The organism is Streptomyces sp. NPDC051677 (assembly GCF_044453465.1).
Taxonomy (GTDB): Bacteria; Actinomycetota; Actinomycetes; order Streptomycetales; family Streptomycetaceae; genus Streptomyces.
In genome coordinates this window covers 117,629-144,154 of sequence record NZ_JBITCT010000006.1, presented here as the reverse complement: position 1 = coordinate 144,154, position 26,526 = coordinate 117,629, and the positions used below count along the sequence as shown (strand labels likewise).

Below are 26,526 nucleotides of genomic sequence, written 5' to 3'. Positions count from 1 at the left end.
GGGGCGTGCGTGTCCCCGGCGGCGTGCGGCTCGCCCGCGGTCGTCCGGCGCGATGCGCCCACGGCTTCTCCTTCGTCGTCGGTGGTCAGCTCCGGGCAGGGGCCCGGAGACGGCTAGCCGGCCGTGCCGGCCAGCAGCGGGCCGGTGGGCGGGGCAGGTTCGGGTGCGGGAACGGCCGGGGCATCGCGGTGGCCGGGGGCCCGTTGCACCGTCCAGCCGTACTCGGCGAGCCGGCGGGCCATCCGGACGGCCGAGGCCGGTTCCACCAGGAGTTCGACCAGCCCGCTGCGCTCGCCCGGCGAGTGGTCGATCGACACCTCCTCGACGTTGACGCCCAACTCCGCCACGGTCGCCAACAGGCGGGCCAGCTCACCGGCCTGGTCACCGATGAGCACGTGCACGGGCGCGCAGTGCGACGGCTTCTCCCCGTGCTTGCCCGGCACCCGCTCACGGCCCTTCCTGCCGCGACCCAGCAGGTCGGCGACGAGCATCAGCCCTTCCGCCCGTTCGTCGGCGTTGTCGGTGGCCAGGCCCCGCAGCGCCGACACCGCCACCGTGAGGTCCACGGCGAGTTCCTGCAGCACATCGGCGACGGCCGTGGCGTTCGCGTCCAGGATGTCGCCCCACAGGCGCGGATCGCCCCCGGCGATGCGGGTGACGTCCCGTACGCCCTGGCCGGCGAGTTGCGAGGCGTCCTCAGGCATGTGCTCGAGCCGCGCCGCCATCAAGGAGGCGACGAGGTGGGGGGTGTGGGACACCAGGGCGACCGCCCGGTCGTGGGCGGCGCTCTCCATGACCACCGGAACCGCCGCGCACAGCGACGCCACTTCCAGCGCCCGGTTCAGAGTCTCCGTGGCGGTGTCCGGGGTGGGGGTGAGCACCCAGGAGCGCCCCTCGAAGAGCGTGGCGGAAGCGGCGAGCGGACCGGACAGCTCGCGCCCCGCCATGGGGTGTCCGCCGATGTAGCAGGACGGGTCGGCCAGGGCGAACACGTCCCGCTCCGGGCCGGTCTTGACGCTGGCCACGTCGGTGTAGCTGCGGGCCAGCCCGTTCGACTGCTGCTTGGCCAGCACCTCGCCGACGCTGCCGGGCGGCACGGCCAGCACGGCGATGTCCGCCGGCGCCGTGGGAGGTCCGACGGTGCCCGCGCCGAGCGCGGCGGCGGTGCGGGCCGCCGACTCGTCCGCGTCGAGCAGATGGACGTGCACTCCTCTGCGGGTGAGCGCGAGGGCCACCGAGGTGCCGATCAGGCCGGTGCCCACGACCGCTGCCGTACGGATCACCGGGCCTCCTCGGCAGTGCCGGCGAGATCGCTGCGCAGCGCGGCGGCGCCGCCCAGGTACACATGGCGCAGGTCGCGCTTCTGCCGGTCGGTCTCGGCGTGCAGCAGGACGCGTACGACGCGCGGCAGTGCTCCGGCGACGTCGAGTTCCTGGGCGCACATGAGCGGGGTGTCGGTGATGCCCGACTCCCGGGCGGCCACCGCGGGAAACTCGCTGTGCAGGTCGGGCGTCGCCGTGAAGATCACGCTGACGAGATCCCGCTGCTCCAGTCCGTTGGCGTCGAGCATCTCCTTCAACAGGCTCTTGGTGCTGTCCACCAGGTGGTCTCTGTCATCTCGTTCGAGCTGGACCGCGCCCCGTACTGCGCGCACTGTCATCTCACTCTCCTAGCGGCGCTCGGCGGTGGTGGTACAACTCGGCGACCTGGAAGGCCAGGTCCAGCGACTGGTAGCGGTTGAGGCGCGGATCGCAGGCGGACTCGTAGCGCTGAGCGAGGTCGTCCAGGCGTACCTCGGCGCCGCCGCCCACGCATTCGGTGACGTCCTCGCCGGTCAGCTCGACATGGATGCCGCCCGGGTGGGTGCCCAGTTCGCGGTGGACTTCGAAGAAGCCCTTCACCTCGTCGAGCACGTCGTCGAACCGGCGCGTCTTGTGGCCGCTGGGAGCGGTGAAGGTGTTGCCGTGCATCGGATCGCAGATCCAGGCGACCTGAGCGCCGGACGCCGTGACCTTCTCCACCAGCGCGGGAAGGACGTCGCGGACCTTGTCCGCTCCCATCCGGGTGATGAAGGACAGCCTGCCCGGCTCCCGGTCCGGGTCCAGTCGGTCGATGAGCGCCAGCGCCTCGTCCCCGCCGACGGTCGGCCCCAGCTTCACGGCGACGGGGTTGCGGACCTGCGCGGCGAACTCGACGTGGGCGCCGTCGAGTTGCCGGGTGCGTTCGCCGATCCAGATGAGGTGGGCGGACACGTCGTACCACTGCCCGGTACGGGAGTCCTTCCGGGTGAGCGCCGACTCGTAGTCGAGGAGCAGCGCCTCGTGGCTGGAGAAGAACTCGGTGGAGCGGAACTCGGTCGGCTCTGCCGCGCAGGCCTTGAGGAACGCCAGGGCCTTGTCGATCTCCCGTGCGAGGCGCTCGTACCGCTCGCCGACGGGAGAGTTGGCGACGAAGTCCTGGTTCCAGTCGTGCACCTGCCGCAGGTCGGCGTAGCCGCCGGTGGTGAACGCCCGGACGATGTTCAGCGTGGCGGCGGAGGCGTGGTACATGCGCTTGAGGCGCTCGGGGTCGGGGGTGCGGCCCTCGGGGGTGAACTCCAGGCTGTTGACGGCGTCGCCGCGGTATGCCGGGAGCTCGATTCCGGCACGCCGCTCCGTGGGCTGCGAGCGCGGCTTGGAGTACTGGCCGGCGATGCGGCCCACCTTGACCACCGGCACGGAGGTGGCGTAGGTGAGCACCGCTGCCATCTGCAGCAGCGTCTTGACCTTGTCCCGGACCTGGTCGGCGGAGACGGCGTCGAAGGATTCGGCGCAGTCACCGCCCTGGAGGAGAAAGGCCTCCCCGCGTGCCACCGAGGCCAGCCGGGTGCGCAACTGGTCGCATTCGCCCGCGAAGACGAGGGGCGGTGCGGCCGCGAGGTCGGTGAGCACCGTGCCGAGGGCGTGCTCATCGGGCCAGGTCGGCTGCTGCGCGGCGGGCAGGCCTCGCCAGGACTGCACCGGGGGGTTCTGCTGAGAGATCATGGGGTGTCCTTCATCTGTTCCACCTGGGGCACGAGATCCGCCGGGGCGTGGGTCGGACGCTCACTCCTCGAGCAGGTCGGGCTGCTCGGCGACGATCTCGTCCCAGAGCAGCTGGAAGCTGAACCAGCCGAGCTGGGCGTCGCCGAATCCGTCGCCCGCCGCCGTGGCCTGCTCATGGGTGAACGTCTTCGGGGTCCCGGCCGCGAGGGCGAGCAACTGGACCTGGGCGCAGCTGTCGTAGGTGAAGAACCAGTGCACCGCCTCGTCCAGTGAGCCGCCCACCGTGATCAGGCCGTGGTGGCGCAGCAGGATGGCGCGGTTGTCGCCGAGCTGCTCCGCGATGTCGCGCCCCTGCTCGAGGGAGACGGAGGGCCCTTCGTAGGCTTCGTACAGGGTCTGCCGTCCGTAGAAGGCGGCCGATTCCTGGTCGATGGGCTCCAGCAGTCGGCCGAGCGCGCCGAGGGCGCGGGAGTGGGCCGTGTGGCCGTGAGCGGCCGCGGTCGCTCCGGGGTGGAGTTCGTGGATCTGGGAGTGGATGACGAAGGCGCTGGGGTTGACGCGGTGTTTTCCGTGGACGACCCGCCCTTCGGCGTCCACGCAGATCAGATCGGCGACGCGGACCTGCTTGAAGGAGACGCCGAACGGATTGACCCAGAACTGGTCGGGATACTCCGGGTCCCGGACGGAGATATGACCCGAAATCCCTTCTCCGAAGCCGTACTTGCCGAACAGCCGGAGGGCCGCGGCCAGGCGCTGCTTCCGATGCCGCCGGGTCTCCTCCGGGCTGTCGAAGACCGGCTCACCGGGAATCGGCAGACCGGTCGCGGTGTCCGCGAGGTACGCCGCACGGGTCTCGGCGGTCGTGTCGGTCGTGTCGGTCGTGTCGGTCGGCGTGATCATGGTGGTCATGGTGACTCCCTCTCTCTGGGCCGGTGTTGACCGGGAACGGGGGGATCTCGTCGGTACGGGAGGCGCTAGGCGGGCAGCAGGACGTCCGCCGGCCGGGCGGTGTTCGCGGCGCCCGCGTGCTGCAGGATGGCGGCGACGATGTCCTCACCGCGGTCCACCAGCGACGGGACTCCGAACGTGAAGAAGAGCGCGCCGGAGCCGATGTTGCCGAGCCCGTACAGTCGCGGGTCCTGGGCGCCGTCGGCGATGAGCCGGCTGGTCGCCCGGGCCAGGTTCAGCCCGCCGTGGGGGTGGCGGACGGCCGCGTGACTGCGCGTCAGGGTGGTCACCAGCGGCAGCGCGCCGGTGGGGATCCGGCCTTCGGAAGCGTTGACCGCGTTGATCACCTTGTCCGCCGCCAGGGACGTCCCGTCCGCGGTGATCATCTCGAAGCCGCCGCCGGAGCGTGCCGCGACCTTCTGCAGGCCGGAACGGACGTCCAGTCGGCCCGCGTCGACGAGTTGCAGCATCAGGGACGCGCTGCTCGGCGGCATGGGGCAGCACAGGCTCATGACCGTCCGGTAGTGGGAGCGCAGAAGCTCGGCCTTGTCCTGTTCCCTGAGCAGCGGCCACACGTCGGGGCCGATGTCGGGCACCGCGCGCTGCAGGATGCGCAGACCCGGGTCCGTGGAGCCCACGGCGGCGAACTGACGTCGCAGGCGGTCCACCGGCGCTTCCCGGTCGGCGTGCATGATCTCGGCGTACACCGCGTCGAGGTCCGCGCCGGCGTCGCGCAGTTCGGCTTTCACGATGTCCGCGAACTCCGCGAGTGACAGCTCACTCCGCCGCCCGGCGAGGGACCGCATCCGCTCCTTCGTGAGATGGCGCGGCTCGAAGGCGGCCGGACGCTGCCGGACGCCGGGCAGCAGCCCTCGCCTCGACAGCAGGCTGATCCGGCCCTGATGACCCTGAGCGGCGAGGGCGAGGATGATGTCGACGGCCGTGAGGCCGCTGCCGATGACGGCCACGTCCTCCCGCGGGCCGATGTCCCACAGGCGGTGCGACACCGGGTACGGGTCCGCGATGAATCCCGGTGCGCCGGTGAGGCCGTAGGCGTCCTTGGGGCTGTCACCGCCCACGCACAGAACGACGTAGTCGAAGGCGCCGGCGTGGCCGTTGCTCGTGCTCAGCAGCACCTGGTCGGCGGTCCGCCGGGCCCCGGTGACCGCGGCGCCGACGAGATCGACCCGCCAGCCCTGCCGGCGCAGTTCTCCCAGGGCCGTGTAGGCCGACTGCTCCAGATATTCGCCGTAGACGGTCCGCGGTGCGAAGCGCGCCCCGGAATAGGGGTCGGCGCTGTCGAAGTCCTCGACAATGCGCTCGCGAATCTCCAGCCAGCGTTCGAAATGACCGAGGTCCCCCACGCGTACGGACATGTCGTCGGGCGGCGCATTCACCTTGATGGTCTCGACGTCGACCTGATAGGCGCGGCCTCGCCATAAATTCGGCGACGGCTCGAACACCGTGATGCTGCCCGGTCCGCCCTGCGCCTGGGCCAGTGCGTCGATGAGGCATACCGCAGACGCACCACCTCCGACCACACCGATCGATATTCCAGACATATGCTCTCTCATCCGCAGCTCTTCCGGTCCGCTCATATCGCGTTCCGGTCCATACGGTGGAATTCCCCGTGCAGGAATATGAGTGACGACCGGGAGTCGTTCACGCCGGCGCCGACGACCTCTCCGACGATCAGCAGGTGGTCGCCGGCCACCAGGTGGTTCCGGTATCGGCACTCCATCCAGGCCGCGGAGTCGAGGAGCAGGGCGCCGGTCTGTCGGCCGGGCTCCGCGGGCAGGCTGCTGAGGGCCTTCATCCGGTCCGCCGCGGGGCGGGCGAAGATCCGGGCCAGGTCTTCGGCGCCGCCGTCGAGGATGGAGAGCGCCCAGACCCGGGATTCCATCAGATCGTCCAGAAACGTGGAATCGCGGCGGATGCTCAGCGAAACCAGGGGCGGGGTCAATGAGACGGAGGTCAGTGAGTTGATCGTCAGAGCATTGTGCCGTCGAGTCGAATCCGCGTCGGAGAAAGTACTCACCACGCACACACCGGAGGCGAAATTGCGCATGACGGAACGCAGATCGTCCGTCACGGCAACCGGCGGATGATTCGCTGCTGACAGGTCACCCATGACTGGTCCTCTCCGGGGAATTTAAGATACGCACCGGTTCGATGCCGGAGACGTTACAGAGAGGCCGGGTGGCAGTTTTGCGGGGGCGCGCACAGGAATTAGCCCGTACACGCCTGCGGCGACGGTCGTGGCACATACGCGAAAGAGCCGGCGGAGACCCGCCGGCTGTCACTTCGAGCAGGCGCGCGGCTGCCGCACGGCGGGCAACAGGGGACGCCTCGGGAGGAAAATACCGCCGTGCATGTTCTGACCGATACCGGGGCCCGCGCCCCGGGCAAGCCTTCTAGTCGGAGCCTGAGCCCGAGTCGGAGCCACTGCCGCTGTCGCCGTCGCCGTCGCCGTCGGCGCTCTCTGCGGCGGCCGCAGCCAGAGCCTCCGCCTCGGCCAGCACCCGGGCGCCGCGCTCGGCGGTCAGGTCGAGTCGCGCGAGCACGGCCGGGACCGCGACGGTCGGCAGCAGCTGCATCAGGAGCACGGACAGCCGCTGCGCCATGTCCCTGCGGTCGGAGAGCACATGGGACAGCAACTGGATCCCGGAGAAGGAGGCCACGAGGAGTTCGGCGGTCTCCTGCAGGTCGACGCTCCGGTACAGCTCCCCCTGCTCGCTCGCCTCGGTCAGACCGGCCAGATTGTGCTCGATCCAGGCCAGGAACGGTCGTCGGCGGTCCAGTTGATGCGCGCCCCGTTCCAACGACAGGCTGACGCTGCCCTGGAGCATCTGGTCGTGCATGAGGCGGTGCGCGAAGACGAACCCGGCGTCCACCAACTCCTGGAGCTTCAGCTGACGCCGGACGATGGGGTAGGTCCCCCGGTCCACCTGGACCTCGAGGATCGCCTCGGCCAGATCCTCCTTCGAGGAGAAGTGGAAGTAGAACGCCCCTTTGGTGAGCCCGGCCCGTGAGTAGACGTCGGAGATGGTCGCGCCGTCGTATCCCCGCTCGGCGAAGACCGCCCCCGCCGCCTCCAGGATCAGCTCCCGAGTCCTGATCGCACGTTCCTGCTGGGCCACGAGCACCATCTCCTACTGACTCAAACTTGATTGAAACCATACCGCTAAGCACGTATCTTTCCCCGAGGGGGGACAGGCCTCTCCATGCTCGTGTCACGAGGGGGAGCCATGAGCTGGACACCTGTGGCCTGCGGCCGGCAGGCCGTCGACGCAGTGGGCGGAGCCGGAGCGTTACCCAAAGAGCTGGTGCACAGACCGCGCGTCGACGACGTTCTGCTGACCGACTGGCAGCGCCTGGACGACGAACGCTTCTCGGTGACGGCGAACTGGCCGCATGCCCACGAGTTCTTCGTCCCCTTACAGGGCAAGCACGCCCCGGTGCTGATCGTCGAGACGCTGCGGCAGGCCGCGATCCTCCTGTCCCACACGGAGTTCGCCGTCCCGCTCGAACACCACTTCCTCATGAGAGACCTCCATTACCGGTCCCACCCCGAGCACCTCGACGTGACGGGCACGGCGACCGAGTTGCGGCTGGACGTCGTCTGCTCCGACATACGGCGTCGTGGCCTGCGGCTGACGGCCACCGACTGCCGGATGACCGTCCGGCACGGCGCCCGTACGGTGGCCACGGGCGGCGGCCGGCTCAGCATCTCCACCCCGCAGGCCTACCGCCGGCTCCGCGGTGCGGTCTCCCCGGCCGGGTCGGCGGCGCCGGTGATACCCGTCGCGCCCGCTCTGGTCGGCCGGACGGATCCCGTACACGTCGCGCTGGCGCCCACCCGCGAACCGGGGCGCTGGCGGCTGCGGGGCGACACCGGGAACGCCACCCTGTTCGGCCGGGCGGCCGACCACTATCCCGGCATGCTCCTGGTGGACGCCGCGCACCAGGCCGCCACGGCCCTGCTCTCGCCGGAGCCCTTCTACCCCGCGTCGTTCACCATCGACTTCCACCGTTACGCGGAATTCGCCACGCCCTGCTGGATCGAAGCGCACACCGTCCCCGCCATGGTCCCGGGCGCCCGGTCGGTCCGGGTCACCGGCCGTCAGGACGGCCACCCCGTCTTCACCGCCTCCCTGACCGACGCGGGAAGGAAGTCGGCATGACCCGCGCGACCCGGCCGACCGTGCTGGTCACCGGAGGAGCGGGATTCATCGGCGGCCACGTGGTCCGCCGGCTCCTCACCGCCGAGGCCGCCGCGCCCGGCGCTCTCGTGCGGCTGCTGGTCCATGACCGGGGGGTCACGGCGCCGGCCGGCGCGACGGGGCAGACCGTCCACGGCGACCTGTGCGACGCGGACTCCCTGCGCGGCGTCTGCGACGGAGTGGACACGCTCGTCCATCTCGCCGCGCAGGTCGGCGCGGACATGGAGCGCTGCCGTGCCGTCAACGTCGAGGGCACGCGGGCGCTGCTCGCCGAAGCGGCCCGGGCCGGCGTCCGGCGGATCATCCACCTCAGCACGGCCGCGGTCTACGGCGACGGGCCCCACCGGGGCGAGACGGAGTCGCTGCTGCGGCCCGCCCCGGTGTCCCCCACCAGCATCACGCGGCTCGCCGCGGAGGAGAGCGTGCTCTCGGCGGGCGGCCTCGTCCTGCGGCCGCACATGGTCTACGGCGAGGGAGACACCTGGGTGGTGCCCTCCCTCGTGGCGATGCTGCGCCGCGTCCCGCACTGGGTGGACGAGGGTCGCGCCCGGGTCTCGATGATCGCCGTCGACGATCTGGCCGACGCCGTCGCCCGCCTGGCCCGCCTCCGCGCCCTGCCGGCCGGCCGGGTCCTGCACGCGAACCACCCCGACCCGGTGCGGGTCCGGGACGTGGTCACCGCGGTGGCCCGGGCGTTGCACCTGCCGCTCCCGCAGGGGAACGTCTCCCACGACGGGGCGCTCGACCTGCTCGACGCCCGGAACGACCCCGCCCGGGCGCGCCGGCTGTCGCTGCTCGCGGTCGACCACTGGTACGAGAGCTCGGCCCTGTGGAAGCTCGTCGGCGCCGACCCGGGTCCGGGTTTTCCGGAGCGCTTCGCGTCGTACGCCGCCTGGTACCGGGCCGCCGTGGCGGCCCGGCACGGGCCGGAGTCGGCCGCGCGGCCGGCCGGCTGAGCCGTCAGACGGCAGCGGTCTCCCGGTCCAGGAGGACCAGTAGTTCCCGGTGGCCGTTGGAGATGAACGACTCCTGCGCCTCGGCCGGCCGGCCGGGTTGGGCGAGAGCCAGCGCCGGAAAACGCTCGAACAGGGAGCGAAGGGCGATCGACACCTCCAGCCGGGCCAGCGGCGCGCCCAGGCAGTAGTGGACGCCGTGGCCGAACGACAGGTGGTCGCGGCGGCCGGGCCTGGTGATGTCGAAGCGGTCCGCGGTGTCACCGTGCCGCGCGGGGTCCCGGCCCGCCCCGGCGTAGGAGATCATGATCGCGTCGCCCTTGGGGATCACCACCTCGCCGAGGTCCAGGTCCTCGACGGCGTAGCGCAGGATCGAGTGGGCGCCGGGGGCTTCGTAGCGCAGCGTCTCCTCGATCACGTCGTCCCAGTCGGCGTCCCCCTGCTGTACGAGGCGGAGCTGTTCGGGGTGGTGCAGCAGGGCGTACACGGCGTGGTCGAGCAGATTGACGGTGGTCTCGTATCCGGCCGTGAACAGCAGGATGAGGTTGTCGGCCAGTTCCTTCTCGGTGAGACTCGCGCCGTCCTCGTCCCGCGCGGCGATCAGGTCGCAGGTGAGGTCGTCCCCCGGGTTCTCGCGCTTGTACGCGAGGACTTCCGACAGGGTGGCGTACAGGGCATAGCCGTTGGCCTGCGCCTCCTGTGCGGACGCGGACGTACGGAAGAAGCCCTTGATGATCCCGTGCAGTGCGGAGCGGTACGCGGCGGGGATGCCGAAGAGCTCGCACATCACCTGGTTCGGCAGCGGGTGCGCGAACTTCTCGCGCAGGTCCAGCGGTCGGCCCGGCGGCTCGGCGGCCAGGGCGTCGAGGAGTTCGTCGGTGATCTGCTGGATGCGCGGGCGCAGCGCGGTGACCCGGCGTTGCGTGAAGGCCGCGGCCACCGGTTTGCGCAGACGGGTGTGGTCGGGGCCGTAGGCGGTCACCATGTTCTGGACGGACACCCAGATGGCCAGGGGCCAGTCCTGGGGTATCTCGCCGTTGATCCAGGAAGGCCAGTGCTGATAGGCGTCCTTGGAGACGCGCGGATCCAGGAGAAGACTGCGGATCAGGTCGTAGTCCGTGACCGACCAGGCCGTCACCCCGCCCGGGAGCTCCACCTGCACCGCGGGTCCCAGGCTGCGTATCCGGGCGATCTCACCATGGATGTCGCGCCCGCCGGCGTCCATTACGAAGGGGCACAGCCCACTACGGTCCATCGGTCATCTCCAGGTCTCACCGGGTCGGTCCCGTCCGCCCGGGAAAGTGAACTCTGCCGGATTCGATCACTGCCCGCTGGGCATTTTCGGTGCCGCCGGGAGGGCCGGAATTCCACCCCGTTCCGCGCGCGGGGGTGGGGGCAGAACTCCGGCCCGTCCGATCGGCGGGCGTTCGCTACTGGATCGCCGCCGCGCCCTCCGGCCGGCGTCGCGCCGAGGCACGCAGCGCCGCGCCGAGCGTGAGGAGGGTGGTGAGGACGGAGATGGCGGTGACGACGTAGAGGCCGGAGTGGTAGCCGTCCAGTGTCGCGGTCGTGTCCTTCGCCCCTTCCTCGACCGACATCGTGGCGGTCACGATCGCGAGGACGATCGCCGCACCCACCTGGTAGCCCGTCTGCAGCACGCCCGCCGCGAGTCCCTGCTCGGAGTCGTCGACGCCGGTGGTGGCCTGGACGTTCGCGGCGGGGAAGGAGAAGGGGAACGCCACGCCGATGAGCAGGATGCTCGGAAGGATCACCCAGAGGTACGAGGACGTCTCGTCGATCCGCAGGAAGAGCAGGTACGAAGCGGTGTAGGCGACGAAGCCGGCGAAGATCATCCACTGGACGCCGAAGCGCGAGATCAGCTTTCCGGCCCGGGGGGCGATCGTCATGATGAGCAGACCGATGGGCAGGAAGGCCAGGGCCATCTCCATCGGCGACCAGTCGCGCAAAGTCTGCAGGTAGAGGCCGCCGATGAACTGGAAGCTCATGTAGGTGCCGAGGATCGCCGCGGCGACCAGGCTGGCCCCCACCAGGGCGCGGTTGCGCAGCAGACCCAGACGCAGCAGGGGCTGGACCGCCCGGCGCTCGACGGCCACGAAGACGGCGAGGAGGACCACCGACGCGGCGAACGTTCCCAGGGTGCGCGGGGAGGTCCAGCCCGCGTCGGGCGCCTCGACGATGCTGTAGACGAGGAGCAGCATCGCCGCGGTGACGGTGACGGCGCCGGTGACGTCGAACGTGCTCCCGCTCCGGTCGGTGCGGGGGTCGTGCGGCACCAGTGCCAGCGCGCCGCCGAACGCGATGAGCGCCACGACCACCGGGAGCAGGAAGGTCCAGCGCCAGCTGATCTCGGTGAGCGCGCCGCCGACGATGACGCCGGTGGAGTAGCCGACCGCGCCGCAGGCGGTGTAGATGCCGACCGCGCGGTTGCGCTGCGGGCCTTCGGCGAAGTTGGTGATGATGATGGACAGGCTGGCCGGGGCGGTGAACGCGGCCCCGATGCCCATGATGAACCGGGCTACGATCACGACGAGACCGTCATTGGTCACACCGCCGACGAGCGATCCGACGGCGAAGACGGCGACGCCCATCAGGAACATGCGGCGTCGGCCCAGCATGTCCGCCATGCGTCCGCCGAGCAGCAGGAAGCCGCCGAATCCCAGGACGTAGGAGCTCACGACCCACTGCACGGACTGGGTGCTCATGCCGAGGTCGGACTGAATCGGCGGAACTGCGATGCCGACCATGATGTTGTCGAGGGCGTCCAGGAAGAATGCCGCACAGACGCTGACGAGCAGGCCCCACTCGCGGAATCCCCAGGGCTTGGTCCCGTCCGGTTTTCCTCCGCCTGTGCCTACTGCGTCGACTTCTACTTCGCTGGAAGTTGCCATGAACTGTCCTCATCTAGTCAATTGCCGGTCATTTTGCGTCCGATGCCGGCGGTGCGGCCGGTGAGCGGGACGTTCGCCCCGCTGCACCGACCGCCGTCACCGTGTCCGGGTTATCCCTTGAGCCCGAGGGGGAAGGGCGCCTGCGGCGTGCCGCCGAGGAGATGGGCTCCCGCCGACTGCACGATCTGCTCCTGGGCGAGAATGTGCTGGCACATGGTGTGGAGGTCGCGCAGCCAGCGGTCCAGCGGAGAGGTCTGGTAGATGGAGGCCGTTCCGACGAGGTCGGAGAGCCGCGAGACGATCGAGCGGGCCGTGCGGAACGCGTTGACGCGGGCGAGCGCCGAGGAGACCTGCTGGTCGCGCGTCGGCTGCACCCCCTCCTCCAGCCGGCTCCACAGGTCGTTCAACGTGCCGTAGACCGCGTAGCGGGCCGCGGAGAGTTCCATCTCGGCCTGGCCGATGGTCGTCTGCACGCGGTAACTGTCCGACCAGGGGGTGCCCGTGGCCCGCTCGACGCGATCGGCCGCCAGCTCGCGTACGTGGTCCAGTGCCGCGCGGGCGACGCCCAGCGGCACCCCGGGCACATTGCCCAGGAAGGCGTCGGGGGCGGAGAGCGGCCCGGATCCCCGCGGATTCGTGAAGTCGAACGAGCGCTCTTCGGGGATGAACAGGTCGGTGGCCTGGTAGTCCATGCTGCCGCTGCCGGCCAGACCGTGGGTGTGCCAGGTGTCCACCGTCTCGAATTCCTCGCGACGGGCCAGCATCAGCCGCCAGTTCACCGGCGCGCCGCCCGGACCCGGCTCCGGCTCGCCGTCGGAGTGGACGACACAGCCGCCGACGACCCAGTCGGCGTGGGTGACGCCGCTGCCGAACGGCCAGCGGCCGTTGACCCGGTAGCCACCGGGGACCCGGTCGGCACGACCGACCGGGAAGATCAGACCGGCGGTGATCGCATCCGGGTTGGCGAGCATCTCCTTGAGCACCAGCTCGTCCAGGTAGCCCGCGTAGATCCAGGTGTCCATGCCGATCATGGCGCACCAGCCGGCGGCGGAGTCACCGTAGGAGAGCGCCTCGATCACTTCGGTCTGCTGCGCGAAGGTGAGTTCCGGGCCGCCCCATTCCTTCGGCATTCCGATGCGGAAGACGCCCGTGTCGCGCACCAGCCGGACGACGTCGTCCGGAAGGCGCCGGGTGCGGGCTATGTCCTCGGAGCGCTCGCGCAGCAGCGGGGCCGCGGCCCGCGCCCGCGCCAGGATCTCCTGCGCGGAGACGGGGGCCTGCTCGCCGCCCATGGCCGGACTCAGCGTCTCGGTAACAGTCATGGAAACCCTCCTGTGCCTGCGTGCTCGTCTGACGTCGGGGCGCGTCGACAGGCCGTCGGCCGATCTCGCGCCGCCCTCACGCTATGGACGGTGGCCTCTCGCTTCTCGTGTGAACGCGCACGCGATTTGGTACGTCCGCACACACCGATCCGACTAACCAACGAAACGGACTTTACAGGTTAGGAATCTCTCCTTGCAACCGGTCACGTATGCTTGAGGGGTTAGAACCGGATCGGATGGAGGATGCTGCGATGACCGAGACCGACCCGCGTCCGTTCGTCGGCGAGCCCCTGGCTCTCGACCTGCTGAACACCCGTTGGAAGGAGCACGGTCGGGACGAAGACCTGCTGGACTCGCCCGGCGGCCTGCACGTATGGCTGGCCGGCCACGGCCTGGCCGACCGCTTCCCCGCTGACACCGCGTCGCTCGAGGCGGTTCTCCTCGCGCGCGAGGCGCTGTCGGCCGCCGTCACCACGCCGGGCTCCGCCGCCGCGGCCCGGCAGGTCGACGACGTCCTGGCACACGGCCGTATCAGGCCCACCCTGAGCGCCGAAGGGCCCGGTGAGGCCACCGAGTTCGAGGATCCGGCCTGGGGCGCGGCATGGACCGCGGCCCGCGACTACCTGCGTCTGCTCGCCACGGCTGCGGACCGGATCCGCCTGTGTGACCAGCCGGACTGCATCCGGTACTTCTTCGACACCTCCCGCAACGGCGGCCGCCGCTGGTGCTCCATGGCCCTGTGCGGCAACCGCGCCAAGGCGGCACGGCATTACGCGCGGACCCGCCACACCTGAGTCCGAACGGGCCTACGGCGGCGGCACGACGGGCGCCGGCGCACGACCGCGGCAGCGCACTGCAGAGCACGACAGGACAGGGCAGGGCAGGGCAGAGGACGGCAGGGCACGCTCACAGCAAAGGGGTTCCATGGATCCGCATATCCGTCATCGCACCGTCAGCGTGCGCGGGCTCGACGTCTTCTACCGCGAGGCCGGCTCCCCCGACGCACCGGTCCTCCTCCTGCTGCACGGCTTTCCCGCGAGCTCACGCTCGTTCCGCGACCTCATGAGCCGCCTGGCCGGGAGCTACCGGGTGATCGCCCCCGACCACATCGGCTTCGGTCACTCCGCCCGGCCGTCCGCCGAGGACTTCGACTACACCTTCGCCAACCTGGCCACGATCACGGGCGACTTCACGCAGCGGCTGGGGCTGTCGCGCTTCGCCCTCTACGTCCACGACTACGGTGCGCCGATCGGATGGCGGCTGGCCACGGCCCACCCCGAGCGCGTCACCGCGATCGTCACGCAGAACGGCAACGCCTACCGGGAAGGCCTGCTCCCGCAGTTCTGGGGCCCCGTCCACGCCTACCTCGCCGACCCGAACCCCACGACCGAGGCCCCCCTGCGCAAGGCCCTGAGCCCGGAGGGGATCCGCTGGCAGTACACCCACGGAGTGTCCGACGAGAGTCTGCTGGACCCGGACGCCTGGCATCTCGACTCGGCCGCGCTACGGCGCCCCGGCAGCACCGCGATCCAGCTCCGGCTCATCCGTGACTATGCCTCGAACCTGGAGGCGTATCCGCTCTTCCAGGAGTACTTCCGCAGCAGCCGGGTTCCGTTGCTCGCCGTCTGGGGAGCCCACGACGAGATCTTCGGCCCCGAAGGCGCCCGGGCCTTTTGGCGCGACCTGCCCGAGGCAGAGGTCCATCTGCTGCCCACCGGGCACTTCCCGCTGGAGACGCACTGCGCCGAGACGGCCGACCTGGTCAGGGAGTTCCTGGGCCGCAAGCTCCCGGCGACCGCCCCCGCCATGGCCGAACCTCGCGGGTGGGCCGGTCGCTGAGCCGGCCCCGGAAACAGACCGGCGACGCCAGGGGAACCCTCCCCCTGGCGCCACCGCCTGCGTGTCGGGCCCTCTGCAGGGACCGGTCAGGAACGCCGCGCCAAGGCGTCGGCGCGGTCCGCGTCCCGTGATACCTCGAACCGCTCCCGCAGCTGCGCCCGGCGCAGCTTGCCGATCCCGGTCTTGGGGACGTCCTCCTTGGTGACCGCCACGACGTGCGCCAGGTCGACGTCGAACGCGTCCGCCACCCGGTCGCGGACCAGGCGTTCCGCCTCGGAGACGGCCACGCCGTCGCGCGGGTGGAAGAAGACCGCGAGTTCTTCGCGCTCCGCGTCCTCCCCGCTCACCAGGCAGGCCACGGTGTACGACGGCACGACGACGTCGAGTTCCTCCACCCGGGCTTCGATCTCGTGGCCGTGGTACGTGACGTCGTCGAGCTGGATGACGTCGTCCGCCCGCCCGGTCACCGTGAGGATCCCGTGCTGGATGTAGGCGAGATCACCGGACTTGAACCAGCCGTCGGCGGTGAACGACTGCCGGTTCTGCTCGGGGTTGCGGTAGTAACCCGCGGTCACGGAGGCACCGGTGACCTGCAGTCTGCCGGTGACGCCGACGGGGACGAGCTCGTTGCGCTCGTCGACCACCCGCAGGGAGGTGCCCGGTTGCGGCCGCCCCACGGGCACATAGCGCTCGTCGCCGGCGTTGGCGACGGAGAACTCGCAGTCGGCCACTCCGGCGGAGGTCTCCGACATGCCCCAGCCCGGGTACATGGCGTCCGACGGAAGCCCGAAGGGGGCGAGCAGTTCCAGGAACCGACGGACCACACCGCTGCGGACGGCTTCGCCGCCGTTCATGATGTAGCGCAGGCAACTGAGGTCCCAGGACTGCTCGTTGAGCCGTTCCGCCTGGTCGTTGATGAGCCCGAAGGCGAAGTTGGGCGCCCAGGTGGTGTCCGAACGGTGCCGGTCCATCGCGGCGATCCAGCGCAGTGGATCGCCGAGCACCCACGCGAAGCGGGCGTGCACCTGGTGGCAGCCGAGGTAGACGTCACGGGCGTGGAACATGACCAGACCGCCCACATGGTCCAGGGGCATCCAGTTGAAGGTGCGGGTCCTGCTGCTGAGCCCGTTCACCTGGACGGTGGCCGCCGTCCGGCTCAGCACGTTGCGATGGCTGAGCACCACCGCCTTGGGCACACCCGTGCTGCCCGAGGTGAGCAGCCGCACGGCCGGGTCGTCCGGGTCGGCCTGATGCCAGGTCATATCCGGTGTGTGCGCGAGCAGTTCGGACGTGTTTTTCAACCAGGCGCCGTCCCAGTTCGGATCGGCGGTGACCTCGGGCGACAGCTCCTGGCCGACGCCGGTGATCACCCTCGGCCTGCCGTAGCCGTGCCAGACCCGCCGCAGCAGCTCGGGAGCGTCCGCGCGCTGCTCGGCGGTGGCGCCGGCGTTGACGGGCATGGGGACGAAGCCGCCCAGGACGCACGCCCAGAAGGCGGCCAGCAGTTCCGGGTCGTCGCCCACCTGGAGAATGATCGTTTCCCCGGGAAGGACGCCCGCAGCGCGGATGCCGGCGAGCATGCGCGCGGCCTCGTCCAGCAGGCGCCGGTACGTGCTCGCCGCTTCGCTGCCGTCCGGCCGGATGAACCTGATGCGTTCCTCGGCGCCTGAGTCGTGCGCCGCACGGACGAGCGCCGCACCGAGATGGGCCACGGTCGGCTCGACGGCCGGACCGCCGTCGAGAAACGAGAGATCGGAGGTCGTCATTTGGAGCTCTCCCCCGCCGCGGTCGCCACGATCACCAGCGGGCCGCGTCCGTGGCCGGGCGCCTGTTCCTTCCGGAAACCGCCGAACTCGGCGGTTATGGTCAGTCCGACGTCGGCCAACAGCTCTCGCACCTCCGGCCCGGTGAGGACGGCCTGGTCGAAGAAGTTGTCGTACATGGCGACCCGGCCGTCCGCCTCACGGACGAGAAGGGTCTCCTCGTTCCGCCAGCTCGCCGCGTGCGGGTTGATCGACTGCCGGGCGAGCCGGGTGATGAGCACCCCGTCACCGCGGTGGTGGGCCACCGTGTGCTGCTGGTAGCTCTCCACGAAGTTCAGCAGATGACCGAATTCCAGGACGACATGGCCGCCGGGCCGCAGCAGGTCCCGCATCTTCCGGAGAACCGGCCGCAGCTCGGCTCGCGGCAGGTAGTTCAGCGTCATGAAGAGGCTGTAGACCAGATCGAACCGGTCATCGCAGACGAAAGCCTCGGCCCTGTCGTGCACGTACTCGACGCCCTCGCCGCCGGCGTTGCGCGCATAGTCGATGAAACGTGCACTCTGGTCCACTCCCAGGCAGGAGTAGCCCCGTGCACCGAGCTCGCGAAGGTTGGCGCCCGTGCCGCAGCCGAGATCGAGCACGCGCGCGCCGGCCGGTGCGAGGGAGGCGAGGAACTCCGTTTCCGCGGCGAGGTCCCGAAAGCCCCTGCGCATGATCTCGTAGTACTCTCCAGGGAATTCAAAGCTGGTCAACGCATTACCTTTCCATGACTGTTGTCAACCGTCCGGACCATGGAACACATGCACCGTGCGTCAATTGCTGAGAGCTGCCTCGCGCATTTTCCTGAATTCCCGGGGCGTGACGCCGTACCGGTCCCGGAAGAGGCGGCTGAAGTGGGAAGCCCCGTAAAAGCCGGATCGTTCGCCGATCACCGCGATGGAGAGGTGATCGAACCTGGGATCGGCCAGCTCGGACCGGCAACGAGCGAGCCTCTCGTCCCGGATCCAGCGCGCGGGGCTGGTGTTGTGCTCGTGGAATATCTTCTGCAGATAGCGAAGCGAGACGTTGTGCCGCTGGGCCACCGTCGACGGGCTGAGCTCGGGGTCGGCCAGCCGCTCGCGGATGAACGCCTGGATGCTCAGCATCAGGGTCGGTCTGGCCGCGCCGGCCTCCTCGGCCATCGAGCGCAACTGCTCGGCGAACAGCGCTGCGGCCAGGCCCGCCACGCTGCCGCCCAGGAGTTCGATCCCCGTGTCGACCTGCTCGCCGTACTGTTCGAGGCCGACGAGCAGGTCGGACATGAGCGCCCCGAGACCGTGCGATCCGCGCCAGGCCTTCGCCGTGAGCGTCCCGGTGTCCTTGGCGGTGAGCCCCATCAGACGATGCGGCAGCACCAGGATCACCATACGGAACCGCTCCGGCATGATGATTTTGTAAGGCCGTGAACTGTCGTAGCAGACGAGTTGCGCCCCACGCGCCGACGCATGTCGTCCGTCCTGGAACACCAGCACCTCGCCGGCCAGCGGGCGACATACGCTCAAATACCCGTCCAGGCCCGGTTCGAGCAGTCTGCTGGGCCGGATCATTTCGCGCGGGCCGCCTTCCACGAAATGGGCCCGCACTTCACCGAACCGTTTGGTCGCCCTGGTCCCTTGAGGCTCTTCGCCGTGCTCGCGGACGATTTGTACGCAGCCATGGGACTGCATGTCCGCATTGAGGTGGACAACGGTCTGAGCCGAACTCCGAACACCGACATGTGCCATCGACTAACCCCCGTCTGTCGAGCAGGAATCAGGGGGGTGCTTCGTCGCCTCACCACAGCCGCGCCTTTGCGGCCGCCGCACCCCGATGGGCTGGTGTCACCCCTGCATCCGTCCCGCCGCGAGCCATTGGAACATACCCGGTTGCTGGTTTTCTACAGCGACTGGTAGTTTCTCGATCAACAACATGGCCCTCTGTGACCCCACGAGTACTGCGCGCACCCGGCCCTGTCTGCGTCGATGCGGCCCACCGCCGCCGCCCCGAGCCGCAGGGCCGCCCGACGAACTGGACGCATCCCCTCCATGCGCGGTGCGCGATTCGACAACCAGAGGGGTTCCGCCCTCACTAGCGTCTCGACCACCGGCCGGGGCCGACGGCAGCGGACGGGGTCGGGGAGAACCGCGGAACACGAGGAGACCAGCGTGACCAAGCCGCGCCAGCACCAGGGTGAACAGGCCGTACAGAGGAGGGCCGGCGAGGGCCGCTCGGGGTGGGGCTCACCCATGTTCGACGATGTGATCCAGCCCCCGTTCGCCCACTTCCTGAGGCAGCAACGGCTGCTCCTGCTCGGCGCGGCCGACGCCCAGGGCGCCGTGTGGGCCTCCGCCGTCACAGGAGGCGTCGGCTTCGCCGACACCGTCGACCGACACCACCTCAGGGTCGCCGCCGTGCCGGTGGCCGGCGACCCCCTCGAGCACGCCTTCGACACCGAGCGCGCCGTCGGGATGCTCGCGATCGAACCGCGCACCGTGCGTCGCATCAGGCTGAACGGCGTGGCACGACGGCGGGAGGGCGCTCTCCACGTCCGCGCCGAGCAGGTCCTCGGCAACTGTCCCAAGTACATTCAGCAGCGGGTCCCCCTGGAGGACGCCGCGGACCCCGGACAGCCCCTGGCCGAGGTCCGCGCGGATCTCACCGAGCGTCAGCGGCAGTGGATCTCACAGGCGGACACCTTTTTCATCGCCAGCCACTCCCCCGACCACGGGGCCGACGCCTCGCACCGCGGGGGCGAGCCGGGCTTCGTGACCGTCGCCGGTGCGCGCCGGCTCTCCTGGCCGGACTACGTCGGGAACTCCTTCTACATGACGTTGGGGAACCTTCATCTCAACCCGTCCTGCGGGCTGCTCTTCCTGGACTGGGAGCAGGGCCACACGCTCCAGCTGACCGGCCGGGCCCGGCTCGACTGGGATCCGCAGCGCAGCGCGGCACTGCCCGGCGCGTTGAAGCTCGTCGAGTTCGACGTCGAGCGCGTGGTCGAGATCCGCCGCGCGACGGCCCTCCGCTGGGCCCTGGCCGCACCGTCCCCGTACAACCCTCCGCTCCCCGCCCCGCGGGACCAAGGCCGGTGAGGAGCGGTTGCCGGCGGCGTGGGAAGCGGGTGGGCTCGTGCGGTGGCTACCGCTCCGTCACCTTGCCGTCCGCCACTTCCAGCCGACGCGTCACCTGGACCGCGTCCAGCATGCGCCGGTCGTGGGTGACCAGGAGCAGCGTGCCCTCGTAGGCGTCGAGGGCCGACTCCAGTTGCTCGATGGCCGGGAGGTCGAGGTGGTTCGTCGGCTCGTCGAGGACGAGGAGGTTGACGCCCCGGCCCTGGAGCAGCGCCAGGGCGGCGCGGGTGCGCTCCCCGGGTGACAGGGTGCCCGCCGCCCGCATGACGTGGTCCGACTTCAGGCCGAACTTGGCCAGCAGGGTGCGCACCTCGACCGGTTCGGTGTCGGGGACGGTCGCGCGGAACGTGTCGAGGAGCGGCTCGGAGCCGTGGAACAGCTGCCGCGCCTGGTCGACCTCGCCGACCAGGACGCCCGAGCCGAGCGCCGCGTGGCCCGCGTCCAGCGGGACGCGGCCGAGGAGCGCGCCCAGCAGCGTCGACTTGCCGGCCCCGTTGGCGCCGGTCACCGCGACCCGGTCGGCCCAGTCGATCTGCAGGGACACCGGCCCGAGGCGGAAGTCGCCGTGCCGTACCTCGGCCTCGCGCAGCGTGGCGACCACCGCGCCGGAGCGCGGTGCGGCCGCGATCTCCATGCGCAGCTCCCACTCCTTGCGCGGCTCCTCGACGACGTCCAGGCGTTCGATCATGCGCTGGGTCTGCCGGGCCTTCGCGGCCTGCTTCTCGCTGGCCTCGCTGCGGAACTTGCGGCCGATCTTGTCGTTGTCGTTGCCCGCCTTGCGGCGCGCGTTCTTCACGCCCTTGTCCATCCAGGAGCGCTGGGTCTGGGCGCGGTCGTGGAGCGCCGCCTTCTTGTCGGCGTACTCCTCGTAGTCCTCGCGGGCGTGCCGACGGGCCACGTCCCGTTCCTCCAGGTAGGCGTCGTAGCCGCCGCCGTAGAGGTTGATCTGCTGCTGGGCGAGGTCGAGTTCGAGGACCTTGGTGACCGTGCGGGTGAGGAACTCGCGGTCGTGGCTGACGACGACGGTGCCCGCGCGCAGGCCGGTCACGAAGCGTTCGAGGCGCTCCAGGCCGTCGAGGTCGAGGTCGTTCGTCGGCTCGTCGAGGAGGAAGACGTCGTAGCGCGAGAGGAGGAGGGAGGCGAGGCCCGCGCGGGCGGCCTGCCCGCCGGACAGGGACGTCATCAGCTGGTCGAGGCCGACGCCGAGGCCCAGCGAGTCGGCGACCTCCTCGGCGCGCTCGTCGAGGTCGGCGCCGCCGAGGTCGAGCCAGCGCTCCAGGCTCGTGGCGTAGGCGTCGTCGGCGCCGGGCGCGCCGTCGACCAGGGCCTGGGTGGCCTCGTCCATCGTGCGCTGCGCCTCGGCGACGCCGGTGCGGCGGGCGAGGAACTCCCGCACGCTCTCACCGGGGCGGCGCTCCGGCTCCTGGGGCAGATGGCCGACGGTCGCGGTCGGCGGGGAGAGCCTGAGCTCGCCCTGTTCGGGCGCGGTGAGCCCGGCGAGCAGCCTCAGCAGGGTGGACTTGCCCGCGCCGTTGGCGCCGACCAGCCCGATCACGTCCCCGGGGGCGACGACGAGGTCGAGCCCGGAGAAGAGGGAGCGGTCGCCGTGCCCGGCGGCGAGGTTCTTGGCGACGAGAGTGGCAGTCATCAGGTCGTAGATCCTAGTGGTCGTCCGGGGACGCCGTCGCACCCGTTCTTCGGCGATCTCGCTGACCGTCGGAACGGTCGGTTACCGTCCGGGCATGGACACTCGGACGAACGGCGATGTGATCGTGGTCGGCGGCGGGGTCATCGGGCTGTCGACGGCCGTCGCGCTGGCCGAGCACGGGCTGCGGGTGCGGGTCTGGACGCGCGACCCGGTCGAGCGGACGACCTCCGCCGTGGCCGGTGCGCTGTGGTGGCCGTACCACATCGAGCCGAAGGCGTCGGCGCGGGCGTGGGCGCTGCGTTCCCTGGACATGTACGAACTCCTCGCCGAGCGGCCCGAGGAGACCGGCGTGCGCCTGGTCGACGGGGTGATGGGCGGGCAGGAGCCGGCCCGCGTCGAGGCCTGGGCAGCCGGTCGGCTGACCGGCTGCGCCGGACCACGGCACGCGAGTACGGCGCCGGGCCGGGCGTGCGGGTGCGACTGCCATTGATCGATATGTCGACTTATCTGCCGTGGCTGCGGAAGCGGCTGCTGCGGGCGGGCGGCACGGTGGAGGAGCGCACGGTGACCGACCTGGCGCAGGTCGAGGCGCCCGTCGTGGTCAACTGCACGGGGCTGGCCGCCCGGGAACTGGCCGCGGACCCGTCGGTGCGGCCGGTGCGGGGGCAGCTCGTCGTCGTGGAGAACCCCGGCGTCGACACCTGGCTCGTCACCACCGCCCCGGACGGCGCGATCGCCTACCTCTTCCCGCAGCCCGGACGGCTGCTGCTGGGCGGCACGGCCGAGGACGACGCGTGGTCGCTGGAGCCGGACCCGAAGGCGGCCGAGGCGATCGTCCGGCGCTGTGCGGCGCTGCGGCCGGAGGTCGCCGGGGCACGGATCCTGGCGCACCGGGTGGGGCTGCGGCCGGTGCGGGACACGGTACGGCTGGAGCGGGCGGAGCTGCCGGACGGGCGGCCGGTGGTGCACCACTACGGGCACGGCGGGGCGGGCGTGACCGTGGCGTGGGGATGCGCGCAGGAGGCGGCCGAGCTGGTGCTCTCGGCCGCCTCGGATTAGGGGACCAGGGGACTACGGGATCCGGCGGGCGCTGGGCGGGGTCCGTACGCCGTCCAGGGCCCCTGCGCCGGGCGTGACCGCTGCCGCCGCCGCGGACGTGGCGCGGGCGAAGGCGTCGGCGCCTCCGACGAACGGGACCCGGGCCGAGGCACGGGACAGGTCCAGGGTGAGGGTCGGGGTGTCGGCGGGCGGGTCGATGAGGTCCTTGTCGGTGCCCGCGACGATCAGCGCCAGTCGGTGACCGGCCGGGACGACATGGTCGGTGGCGGCCAGGTCGAGGGTGATCGTGTAGGCCTTGCCCGGGGTGAGCGGGACGCCCTTGCCGGGGTCCGCGTAGGTGCCGAGGTCGGCCCAGCCACGGCTGACGACCGTGTAGTCGACGTCGGCCGTGTTCGCCCTGGTCTGCTTGAAGCAGGCGCTGTCGCCCGCTGTGCTCGCGCCCCAGCAGGTGCGGTCGGTGAGGGTGGTGATGCCCTCGCCGCTCGCCGCGTAGTCCCGGATCGTGTCGGGGCCGAGGTCGACGAGGACGGCGGTGAGGTGAGCGGTCGCGGTCGTGGGCGTGGCGGTGACGGTGACCTTCGAGGAGCCGGACAGCCGCAGGTCGCGGGTGAGGGGACCGGTGCTGAAGCCGGCCTTGTCGGGGGTCGGGGTGTCGATCCGCGCGGCCCAGTCGGTCTCGCTCAGCTGCGGGTTGTCGGTGAAGGCCGCGGTGCCGGCGCCCTTGCGCAGGCCGAGCGTGCCGACGCCGGGCTGGGCCGCGGCGGCCGGGTGCAGGGTCGCGGTCCGGGTGCCGCGCGGCGGCCAGACGGCGGAGGTGACCCACTGGTCGGGGTGGCGCTCGACGTCGGCCATGGGCTCGCGGTCGATGCCGTTGTCGTAGCCGAGGAGTTCGTGGTCGAACCAGCGGTGAAGGGTGTCCACCCAGGCGGAGCGGCGGAAGTCGAACGGGTCGACGTGGCCGGTCTGGGAGAGCCAGATCTTGCGCTCGACGCCGTTCTTCGCGAGGGCGTCCCACCACTGGCCGAAGTGCTTGGTGCGGACGTTGAGGTCCTGCATGCCATGGACGAGGAAGACGCTCGCCTTCACCTTGCGCGCGTCCTTGACGTAGTCGCGTTCGGTCCACAGCGAGGTCCAGTCGCCGGTGCGCGGAGCCCCGTCGACGATCTTCTGCTGGACAGCGGCGCACTTGGCCCGGGCGTCGGGGCTGTCGACGTAGTTCGAGAGCCAGTCGGGGCCCGAGTCGTAGAGCGGGGCGCCCTGGGCGAAGTAGTAGTCGTACCAGGAGGATATGGCGCTGATCGGGACGATGGTCTTGAGGCCCCGCACGCCGGTGGCGGCGACGCCGTTGGCTATGGTGCCGTCCCAGCTCTTGCCGATCATGCCTGTTCTGCCGTTGGTCCAGCCCGCCTTGGCGGTCGTGGCGCCGGTGCGGGTGGTGTAGGCCTTGGCACGCCCGTTCAGCCAGTCGACGACGGCCTTCGCGGACTGGATGTCGGAGCGCCCGCCGACGTCCACGCAGCCGTCGGAGCGGTTGGTGCCGGCGAGGTCGACGCCGACGAAGGCGTAGCCGCGCGGCACGAAGTAGTTGTCGTAGAACAGCGGCGTCTGGACGACGTTCCCGGCCGCGTCGTACGTCTTGAGCTGGCTCTCGTTGCCGCGGCCGCAGCAGGAGTAGTAGGGGCTGGCGTCCATGATGACGGGCACCTTGCGCCCCTGTGCGGCGGGTTCGCGGGGGCGGACGATGTCGACGGCGACGCGGTCCGTCCTTCCGTCGCCGTCGCCGTCGAGTCCGGTGTCGACCCAGACGGCCTCGCGGATGGCGTGCTCGTAGGAGTAGACGGGCCTGCTCTCGCGCGGGGCGCCGTGGGCGGCGGTCGGGGTGAGGAAGGCGGCCACCAGGAGGGTGATGCCGGCTGTGGCGAGCGGTCTCCAGATCGTGAAGCGCATGCGTGTCGACATGCGCCGGACGGTACCCCGGTCAACTCCTGTGCAGAAGAGGGCAGATGGGAGAGGGACGGGCCCCGACGGCGGGTGGGCCGGTGGCCGAAACACGTCGGTGGAGACGGTCGCTCATGACGGCCGAATGGCGATCGTGTGACAGGGGTGGCGGTGGACACCTTCTGGGCACAGGGACTGAATAGGCTCCGAACAGCCTTCGCACCCCCACGACTTGGAGCTTTCGTGCACCGCAGACTCATCGCGCCGGGCGCACTCGCTGCCGCGTCCGTACTGCTGGCGATCCCGGCATCCGCCGCGGGCTACTCCCCCGGCGCGTCGGGCATCGGCGACCCGTACTACCCGGCCTACGGCAACGGCGGATACGACGTCTCGCACTACGACCTGCGGCTGACGTACCAGCCGACGACGGACGAGCTGCAGGGCACGGCGACGATCCTCGCCAAGACCACGCAGGACCTGTCGAGCTTCGACCTGGACTTCTTGCTGGACGTCCAGGAGGTCCGGGTCAACGGCGCCGCGGCCGCCTTCACCACCTCCGGCGAGCACGAGTTGGTGGTCACGCCGAAGCAGCCGCTGGCGAAGGGCACGTCGGCCACGGTCGTCGTCCGCTACCGCGGGGCGCCGTCGACGAAGAGCGCGTACGGCTTCTCCACCTGGCACCGCACGCCCGACGGCGCCGTCGCGGCGGACGAGCCCGAGTCGGCGTGGTGGTGGTTCCCGAGCAACGACCACCCGCTCGACAAGGCGACCTACGACGTGTCGGTGGCCGTGCCGGACGGCACCCAGGCGATCTCCAACGGCACGCTCCAGTCGACGACTTCACGCCTCGGCTGGACCCGCTACAACTGGCGCCAGAACAAGCCGCAGGCGACCTATCTGGCCACGTTGGCGCTGGGGAGGTTCGACGTCACGACGAGCACGTCCGAGGGCGGCGTGCCGGTGATCAACGCCTACAGCAAGGACCTCGGGGACAACGACGGGGCGGCGCGGGCGAGCGTGGAGCGCACCGGGGAGATCGTCGACTGGCTGAGCGGCTACTTCGGGCCATACCCGTTCAGCACGGCCGGCGGGTATGTCCCCAACACCACCACCTCGTTCGCGCTGGAGACGCAGAGCCGCGTCTACTACAGCCCCAAGCAGTTCGCGAACGGCTCCAACACCTCCGTGGTGGTGCACGAGTTGGCACACCAGTGGTACGGGGACTCGGTGTCCCTCAAGGGCTGGAAGGACATCTGGCTCAACGAGGGCTTCGCCCGGTACGCGCAGTGGCTGTGGTCCGAGCACGAGGGCGAGGGCACGGCGCAGCAACTCGCGGACTACGTGTACGCCTCGCACCCGGCCGACGACGCGTTCTGGACGGTGAAGCCGGGCGACCCGGGCGCGGCGAACCAGTTCGACATCGCCGTCTACGACCGGGGCGCGCTGGCCGTGCAGGCGCTGCGCAACGAGATCGGCGACGACGCGTTCTTCGCGATCCTGAAGGGCTGGCCGCAGAAGTACGCGTACGGCAACGCGACGATCGCCGACTTCCAGGCGTACGCCGAGCAGGTCTCCGGCAAGCGGCTGGGCGCGCTGCTGGACACCTGGCTCCTCCAGCCGACGAAGCCGGCGGCGCCCGCGGCGCGGACCGCGTCGATCGCGAAGTCGCCGGCCACGCCCGTGCAGCCGAGGTCCTGGAAGAAGATCGCGGCGACGAACTCCGTGCACGGGAACTGAGTGCGCGCCGCGCCC

General features: G+C 70.7%; 21 protein-coding genes and 1 pseudogene. 7 read left to right on the top strand and 15 right to left on the bottom strand.

From position 1 onward, the window contains the following. Positions 1–113: 113 nt before the first annotated feature. The 7 genes from ACIBAF_RS09200 to ACIBAF_RS09170 form a co-directional block, all read right to left on the bottom strand. Positions 114–1,280, bottom strand: coding sequence for a prephenate dehydrogenase (locus tag ACIBAF_RS09200; RefSeq protein ID WP_399462653.1), 1,167 nt, complete (start codon positions 1,278–1,280; stop codon positions 114–116). Then, complete coding sequence (aroH, locus tag ACIBAF_RS09195; RefSeq protein WP_399462515.1) at positions 1,280–1,660, bottom strand: chorismate mutase; 381 nt, start codon at positions 1,658–1,660, stop codon at positions 1,280–1,282. Before aroH ends, ACIBAF_RS09200 begins: the two co-directional genes overlap by 1 nt. 1 nt (position 1,661) lies before the next feature. Beyond that, positions 1,662–3,023, bottom strand: a complete 1,362-nt coding sequence (locus tag ACIBAF_RS09190) for a class II 3-deoxy-7-phosphoheptulonate synthase (RefSeq protein ID WP_399462514.1) — start codon at positions 3,021–3,023, stop codon at positions 1,662–1,664. Positions 3,024–3,083: 60 nt separating this feature from the next. Beyond that, positions 3,084–3,932, bottom strand: a complete 849-nt coding sequence (locus ACIBAF_RS09185) for a class II aldolase/adducin family protein (protein ID WP_399462513.1) — start codon at positions 3,930–3,932, stop codon at positions 3,084–3,086. 65 nt (positions 3,933–3,997) lie between these two features. Continuing rightward, entirely contained in the window at positions 3,998–5,533 is a 1,536-nt protein-coding gene (locus tag ACIBAF_RS09180) for an FAD/NAD(P)-binding protein (RefSeq protein ID WP_399462512.1), read from the bottom strand. 32 nt (positions 5,534–5,565) lie between these two features. Continuing rightward, the gene (locus ACIBAF_RS09175) at positions 5,566–6,039 is read right to left on the bottom strand and encodes a flavin reductase family protein (RefSeq protein WP_399462652.1); all 474 of its coding nucleotides are present in this window, start codon (positions 6,037–6,039) and stop codon (positions 5,566–5,568) included. A gap of 346 nt (positions 6,040–6,385) precedes the next feature. Then, the gene (locus ACIBAF_RS09170) at positions 6,386–7,111 is read right to left on the bottom strand and encodes a ScbR family autoregulator-binding transcription factor (RefSeq protein WP_399462511.1); all 726 of its coding nucleotides are present in this window, start codon (positions 7,109–7,111) and stop codon (positions 6,386–6,388) included. Positions 7,112–7,219: 108 nt separating this feature from the next. Here ACIBAF_RS09170 and ACIBAF_RS09165 point away from each other — a divergent pair, with 108 nt between their 5' ends. Further along, the gene (locus ACIBAF_RS09165) at positions 7,220–8,155 is read left to right on the top strand and encodes a ScbA/BarX family gamma-butyrolactone biosynthesis protein (RefSeq protein ID WP_399462510.1); all 936 of its coding nucleotides are present in this window, start codon (positions 7,220–7,222) and stop codon (positions 8,153–8,155) included. Next, entirely contained in the window at positions 8,152–9,150 is a 999-nt protein-coding gene (locus ACIBAF_RS09160; RefSeq protein WP_399462509.1) for an NAD-dependent epimerase/dehydratase family protein, read from the top strand. Before ACIBAF_RS09165 ends, ACIBAF_RS09160 begins: the two co-directional genes overlap by 4 nt. A 4-nt stretch (positions 9,151–9,154) precedes the next feature. On the opposite strand, the gene ACIBAF_RS09155 is transcribed toward ACIBAF_RS09160, so the two are convergent. The 3 genes from ACIBAF_RS09155 to ACIBAF_RS09145 form a co-directional block, all read right to left on the bottom strand. After that, the gene (locus tag ACIBAF_RS09155; RefSeq protein WP_399462508.1) at positions 9,155–10,402 is read right to left on the bottom strand and encodes a cytochrome P450; all 1,248 of its coding nucleotides are present in this window, start codon (positions 10,400–10,402) and stop codon (positions 9,155–9,157) included. 175 nt (positions 10,403–10,577) lie between these two features. Beyond that, a complete protein-coding gene (locus ACIBAF_RS09150) occupies positions 10,578–12,056 on the bottom strand; it encodes an MFS transporter (protein WP_399462507.1) in 1,479 nt (492 codons plus the stop codon). A gap of 110 nt (positions 12,057–12,166) precedes the next feature. Further along, a complete protein-coding gene (locus ACIBAF_RS09145; protein WP_399462506.1) occupies positions 12,167–13,378 on the bottom strand; it encodes an acyl-CoA dehydrogenase family protein in 1,212 nt (403 codons plus the stop codon). A 251-nt stretch (positions 13,379–13,629) separates the two neighbouring features. Here ACIBAF_RS09145 and ACIBAF_RS09140 point away from each other — a divergent pair, with 251 nt between their 5' ends. Beyond that, on the top strand, positions 13,630–14,172 hold the full coding sequence (locus ACIBAF_RS09140; RefSeq protein WP_399462505.1) for a CGNR zinc finger domain-containing protein: 543 nt from the start codon (positions 13,630–13,632) through the stop codon (positions 14,170–14,172). 130 nt (positions 14,173–14,302) lie between these two features. Next, positions 14,303–15,217 carry an alpha/beta fold hydrolase gene (locus ACIBAF_RS09135; RefSeq protein WP_399462504.1) on the top strand — a complete coding sequence of 305 codons (915 nt, stop codon included), beginning with the start codon at positions 14,303–14,305 and terminating at the stop codon, positions 15,215–15,217. 86 nt (positions 15,218–15,303) lie between these two features. Here ACIBAF_RS09135 and ACIBAF_RS09130 read toward each other — a convergent pair whose 3' ends face one another. From ACIBAF_RS09130 to ACIBAF_RS09120, 3 genes are read right to left on the bottom strand one after another with little or no spacing between them, the layout of a single operon-like run. Then, on the bottom strand, positions 15,304–16,983 hold the full coding sequence (locus ACIBAF_RS09130; RefSeq protein ID WP_399462503.1) for an AMP-binding protein: 1,680 nt from the start codon (positions 16,981–16,983) through the stop codon (positions 15,304–15,306). Further along, positions 16,980–17,732, bottom strand: a complete 753-nt coding sequence (locus ACIBAF_RS09125; RefSeq protein ID WP_399462502.1) for a class I SAM-dependent methyltransferase — start codon at positions 17,730–17,732, stop codon at positions 16,980–16,982. The genes ACIBAF_RS09130 and ACIBAF_RS09125 overlap by 4 nt, the downstream gene beginning before the upstream one ends. Before the next feature lie 60 nt (positions 17,733–17,792). Further along, the gene (locus ACIBAF_RS09120) at positions 17,793–18,686 is read right to left on the bottom strand and encodes a helix-turn-helix domain-containing protein (protein ID WP_399462501.1); all 894 of its coding nucleotides are present in this window, start codon (positions 18,684–18,686) and stop codon (positions 17,793–17,795) included. Positions 18,687–19,163: 477 nt separating this feature from the next. Here ACIBAF_RS09120 and ACIBAF_RS09115 point away from each other — a divergent pair, with 477 nt between their 5' ends. Beyond that, a complete protein-coding gene (locus ACIBAF_RS09115) occupies positions 19,164–20,090 on the top strand; it encodes a pyridoxamine 5'-phosphate oxidase family protein (RefSeq protein WP_399462500.1) in 927 nt (308 codons plus the stop codon). Positions 20,091–20,136: 46 nt separating this feature from the next. On the opposite strand, the gene ACIBAF_RS09110 is transcribed toward ACIBAF_RS09115, so the two are convergent. After that, entirely contained in the window at positions 20,137–21,777 is a 1,641-nt protein-coding gene (locus ACIBAF_RS09110) for an ABC-F family ATP-binding cassette domain-containing protein (RefSeq protein WP_399462499.1), read from the bottom strand. 94 nt (positions 21,778–21,871) lie between these two features. On the opposite strand from ACIBAF_RS09110, the pseudogene ACIBAF_RS09105 reads away from it, so the two are divergent. Next, a pseudogene (locus ACIBAF_RS09105) lies at positions 21,872–22,836 on the top strand (NAD(P)/FAD-dependent oxidoreductase). A 12-nt stretch (positions 22,837–22,848) separates the two neighbouring features. Here the strand turns inward: ACIBAF_RS09105 and ACIBAF_RS09100 are convergent. Further along, positions 22,849–24,795 carry a Xaa-Pro dipeptidyl-peptidase gene (locus ACIBAF_RS09100; RefSeq protein WP_399462498.1) on the bottom strand — a complete coding sequence of 649 codons (1,947 nt, stop codon included), beginning with the start codon at positions 24,793–24,795 and terminating at the stop codon, positions 22,849–22,851. Positions 24,796–25,017: 222 nt separating this feature from the next. Here ACIBAF_RS09100 and ACIBAF_RS09095 point away from each other — a divergent pair, with 222 nt between their 5' ends. Further along, a complete protein-coding gene (locus tag ACIBAF_RS09095) occupies positions 25,018–26,511 on the top strand; it encodes a M1 family metallopeptidase (RefSeq protein ID WP_399462497.1) in 1,494 nt (497 codons plus the stop codon). Positions 26,512–26,526 lie beyond the last annotated feature (15 nt).